5 protein-coding genes are annotated in these 4,104 nt (G+C 67.2%); 2 read left to right on the top strand and 3 right to left on the bottom strand.

Going from position 1 to position 4,104, the window contains the following annotated elements; all coding sequences use genetic code 11:
- The 3 genes from Q0X61_RS12750 to Q0X61_RS12740 form a co-directional block, all read right to left on the bottom strand.
- A partial coding sequence (locus Q0X61_RS12750; RefSeq protein WP_297743211.1) for a bifunctional adenosylcobinamide kinase/adenosylcobinamide-phosphate guanylyltransferase occupies positions 1-551 on the bottom strand: 551 nt, incomplete at its 3' end.
- Positions 551-1,597, bottom strand: coding sequence for a nicotinate-nucleotide--dimethylbenzimidazole phosphoribosyltransferase (gene cobT, locus Q0X61_RS12745; RefSeq protein ID WP_297743210.1), 1,047 nt, complete (start codon positions 1,595-1,597; stop codon positions 551-553). The genes cobT and Q0X61_RS12750, both read right to left, overlap by 1 nt.
- Before the next feature lie 71 nt (positions 1,598-1,668).
- On the bottom strand, positions 1,669-3,507 hold the full coding sequence (locus Q0X61_RS12740) for a DUF2207 domain-containing protein (protein ID WP_297743208.1): 1,839 nt from the start codon (positions 3,505-3,507) through the stop codon (positions 1,669-1,671).
- Positions 3,508-3,602: 95 nt separating this feature from the next.
- Here Q0X61_RS12740 and Q0X61_RS12735 point away from each other — a divergent pair, with 95 nt between their 5' ends.
- Together Q0X61_RS12735 and Q0X61_RS13455 are read left to right on the top strand one after the other, a co-directional pair.
- Positions 3,603-4,007, top strand: coding sequence for an RNA-binding S4 domain-containing protein (locus tag Q0X61_RS12735; protein ID WP_297743206.1), 405 nt, complete (start codon positions 3,603-3,605; stop codon positions 4,005-4,007).
- 4 nt (positions 4,008-4,011) lie between these two features.
- On the top strand, positions 4,012-4,104 hold a 93-nt coding region (locus tag Q0X61_RS13455), incomplete at its 3' end, for a lipoprotein (RefSeq protein WP_367270751.1).

Genomic DNA, 4,104 nt, shown 5'->3' with positions numbered 1-4,104 from the left:
CGTCCGAGTTCGTCGCGGAAGACGCGCCCCGAGAAGGTGGCTGGCACCACGCCCGAGCCCACCTCATTGCTCACGAGAATGACCTCGCGCGGCGTGGCGCGCACCGCGTCGATGAGGCGAGAGCGTTCGGCGGCGAGCTTCTCGCGCCAGCCGGGCTCGTTATCCCAGGCTCCGGCCTCGTCGAGCTGGCGGGTGGTCCACACGGCCAGGCAGTCGACGAGCGTGGGCGGGCCGGGTGTGGCGAGGACGCCGGCCACGTCGAGGGTTTCTACCGTGTTCCAGGTGCTCGGGCGACGCTCGCGGTGGATGCGCACCCGCTCCGCCCATTCCGCGTCACCCTCGGGGGTGGCGGAGGTGGCGACGTAGTCGCACTCGCGGTCGGCATACTGTGCCTCGGCCCACGCGGACTTCCCCGAGCGGGCCCCGCCCACGACGAGCACCCGCCCGGACGCTCCGCCCACAGGCTCGACGGTCCCCCTCGCGGCGAGTGCGTCGAGGAGTTGGCGGGCGAGGCCGTCGGCGTCGTCAATGTGGACCCGGTAGTCAGCCATCAGTGCGACACACCTGCATCGGCGAAGGTGGCCATCTCACCGAGCACACGCGCGGCGGAACGCACCAGCGGCAGCGCGAGCACGGCGCCGGTGCCCTCTCCGAGCCTCAGGCCGAGGTCGACCAGCGGCGTGAGGCCGAGCGTGTGGAGCGCGGCGTGGATTCCGGGCTCGAGCCCCGCGTGCCCGGCGATGAGGTATCCGCGCGCCGCGTCGCACAGTGCGACGGCTACGAGTGCCGCCGAGCAGGCGATCACCCCGTCGAGCACGACGGGCACCCCACGCGACGCCGCCCCGAGGATGTAGCCGGCGATGGCCGCGTGTTCGAGCCCCCCGACGGCGGCGAGCGCGCCGAGAGCATCGTCGGCGTTGGCACCGTGGCGGGCGATGGCCTGCTCGATCACGTCGATCTTGTGGGCGAGCATGGCGTCGTCGCTGCCTCCGCCACGCCCCGTCACGTCTGCCACCGGCTGCCCAGTGAACACGGCGATGAGGGCGCTCGATGCAGTGGTGTTGCCGATGCCCATGTCGCCGGTGAGCAGGATGTCCGCGCCGCCGTCGATGGCCTCCAGCGCGGTCTGGATGCCCACCTCGAGGGCGCCTTCAGCCTGTGCTCGCGTCATCGCGGGTTCGATGCTCATGTCGGCCGTGCCCTTGGCGACGTTGCGGTTGCGAATGCCGGGATGCGCCGGGTAGTCGCCCATGACGCCAACGTCGGTGAGGATCGTCGAGGCGCCGAGTTCGTCGGAGAGCACGGAGATGGCCGCGCCGCCCGAGGCCATGTTGAGCAGCATCTGGACGGTCACTTCCTGCGGCCAGGGGGTGACGGATTGCCCACACACCCCGTGATCACCGGCGAATACCCCGACGACGGCGCGCCGTGGCACCGGCGGCGGGCACTGCCTCGCGATGGCCGCGAGACGGTTGCCCACGTCCTCCAGCACACCGAGGCTGCCTGCGGGTTTGGTGAGCTGGTCTTGTCGCTCACGTGCAGCGGCGAGGTGCTCGTCGGAGATGGGGCGGATGGCGTCGATAGTCTCGCGCAGCATGGTTCTCCTTCACTGAGTCGAAGCAATCCTACAAAGCGCTCGCACCATCGACGCCCCGAGGTGCCTGCTGGCTAGTGACTTCCGCCGCTGACGCCTCCACCACCGCTGCCGCTCGAGCCGCGGCGACCAGAGCTGCTGGCCGAACCGGATCCGGTGTTGATGGGCATCTCCTGGTATCTCCGTCGACTGTCGCGGTCGCGCCTATCCAAGCGGTGCGACGTGCGCTCAAGGTCACGCAGTGCGCCATCGTCGAGCGAGGAACCGAGATCGGGGTCGTCGATCTTCCCATCGAGGGCGAGCTGCTTGCAGAACTTCGTCCAGCGATTGGTGAGCCCGAACAGCACTGCCCACGGCAGGTACCGGGTGTAGATGTCGCGGTCGGCTTCGAAGTTCAGCTGGTGGGATTCCGCCTTTGAAATGTATTGCCGGAATCCTTCCGTTTGCTCGAAAATAGCAGTGCCAAGTGCGGTGCGAGGGACGATGAATTTGGGCACCATGATCCAGAAGATGATGCAGCCCAGCAGCAACCCAGCGGCGAACACGCCAAGCAACACGACGTACAAGTGCGGGACATCCAGCCAGTGGAGCATCGCGGCAACGGCGCCAGCAATGACCGCGAGTGTGATGCCATTCTTGGGGCCGTTTTTCACGACTGGTTTCGGTTGTGGGTCGAGCACGCGGCGTCCACGGCGACGCAGGTCGTCCATCATCTTCTGGTACGCGCTGCGCGCGGTGCGTTTCTGGGAAGAGGCGGAGTCGGCGTAGCTGAAAATCACGCTGGCGTCCCCCGTCGCTTTCTCCACGTCCTTCCTTCGCACGCTGCGAGGCTTCGTCGTGATGCTCACGGCACCATCCAGCACCGCGGCGACGATGGTTGCCGCCAGGGCCGACCCCGTGAGGCGTCGGTTGAGGGCCATACCGGCCTCGACCAGCGTGGCCTCAGGCGGGACGAATCGCACGGGAATGACGCCGGCGAGCGGCGTCGTGCTGACAGAGCCACCATCGACGATGTCACCGGGCGGAGCGTTGAGGTAACGCTTGTCCTTCGGGCGTTCACTAAACCGCAGTTTGACCGATTCCCACGCCGAGATCACGACCCCCAGCGCAGCCAGGATCAGTCCGGAGGGCGTGGGGTGAGAGTGCACAAAGGAGTGCACACTGGAGCGCACAAATCTGAAGACCGGGTTGTTTTCCAGCTTCGGTTTCGGTTCCAAGATGGGCTGTGCGTTCGCCACCTGGCCAGGCACGAGCCCGGCGTAGATGGTCAGAATGCCCCTCACTGCCTGCGCGCTGAACGTCGCAGCCCCATCTTTGGTGTCGACAGTGCACTCTACGCCCGAGGGCGGATGGCAGATCGCCTCCGTGACCCCACCGGGTGCCGTGACCTTGACCGTCGCTTGCTCGATAGGCGGCAGATCAACCCCGGTGACGTCCCAATGGAGCTCCGGTTTGCCTTCGAACGTGCGCAGCGCACCCTCCTGTGTGTGCTGGATGACGTAGGTGTGGCGTGACTTATCGAGTGTCGGCCCGTCCTCGTTCACGATGACCCTGGCCCACTTCTGCCATTTCTTCTCCTCGGTGCGAACCCTGAACGTCGCCGGGGCACCGGTCGGGCTGGACACCTTGATGTCCTTCACCGGCGACAGCACGACCTTGTCGTCGTCACCGCTCCACTCCTCGCGGGTGAGGAACGCCCAGTCGATGCCATGCATGCCCAACTTTCCGAAGTTCCAATCGATGGTGGTGGTGACGCGCACGGTGCCATCGGGTTGGATGGCGTACTCCACATCCAGCGACTCAATCCGCTCGTCCGCGGCCTGCGCCGGCTGCGCCAAGCCTGCGATCAGCGTCGCCAGCAGCAGGGCTAACACAATCCTCACGGTCGGCCGCACGGCCCGAAGCTCTCTCATGCCCCCTGAGGATATGGCCCTGCGCTCAGCCTGCGCCACTGGGCCGGCCCACCCCTCCCCCGCCAAACCCCAACGTGCAGGTAGACTCTGCGCGCATGACGGGTGGAAGACTCGACGTGTGGCTGTGGTGCGTGCGACTCGCCAAGACGAGGTCGATCGCGAATAAGGCCGTCTCCGGCGGGCACGTGCGTCTCAACGGCGAGAGCGTAAAACCGGCACACTCGGTGAAACCTGGCGACATCGTGACCATCCGTGAACCCGGCTGGGAGCGTCGCTTCGAGGTGACGAAAGTCATCACGAAGCGGGTGGGCGCCCCGATAGCCGTTACCTGCTACATCGACCATTCCCCGCCACGCCCGGCCTACCTGAGCGCCCCGCAGGCGCGCCGTGATCGCGGCGCTGGGCGTCCCACGAAACGCGACCGCCGCCAGATCGACCGGCTGCGCGGCCGTGACCCCCAGGATCGCTCCGGTTGGGGAACCCGTGCGGAGATAGACTGACCCGGTGATTTTCCGTCCGCTCGTAGTCGCCGTCGCAGCGCTCCTGCTCGCCGGATGCCAACTCACACCCACCTCCCCGAGCGAGCCGCCCTCCCCC

The sequence above is a fragment of the uncultured Tessaracoccus sp. genome (genome assembly GCF_947255005.1).
In the GTDB taxonomy this organism is placed as follows: Bacteria; Actinomycetota; Actinomycetes; order Propionibacteriales; family Propionibacteriaceae; genus Arachnia.
Note: the sequence above shows the minus strand (reverse complement) of the source record. Positions and strands in the feature narration are given on the sequence as shown.

Bases quoted from the DNA above. Each gene is read 5' to 3' on its own strand.
- cobT (WP_297743210.1), bottom strand. From the start codon at position 1,597: ATGCTGCGCGAGACTATCGACGCCATCCGCCCCATCTCCGACGAGCAC.
- Q0X61_RS12740 (WP_297743208.1), bottom strand. From the start codon at position 3,507: ATGAGAGAGCTTCGGGCCGTGCGGCCGACCGTGAGGATTGTGTTAGCC.
- Q0X61_RS12735 (WP_297743206.1), top strand. From the start codon at position 3,603: ATGACGGGTGGAAGACTCGACGTGTGGCTGTGGTGCGTGCGACTCGCC.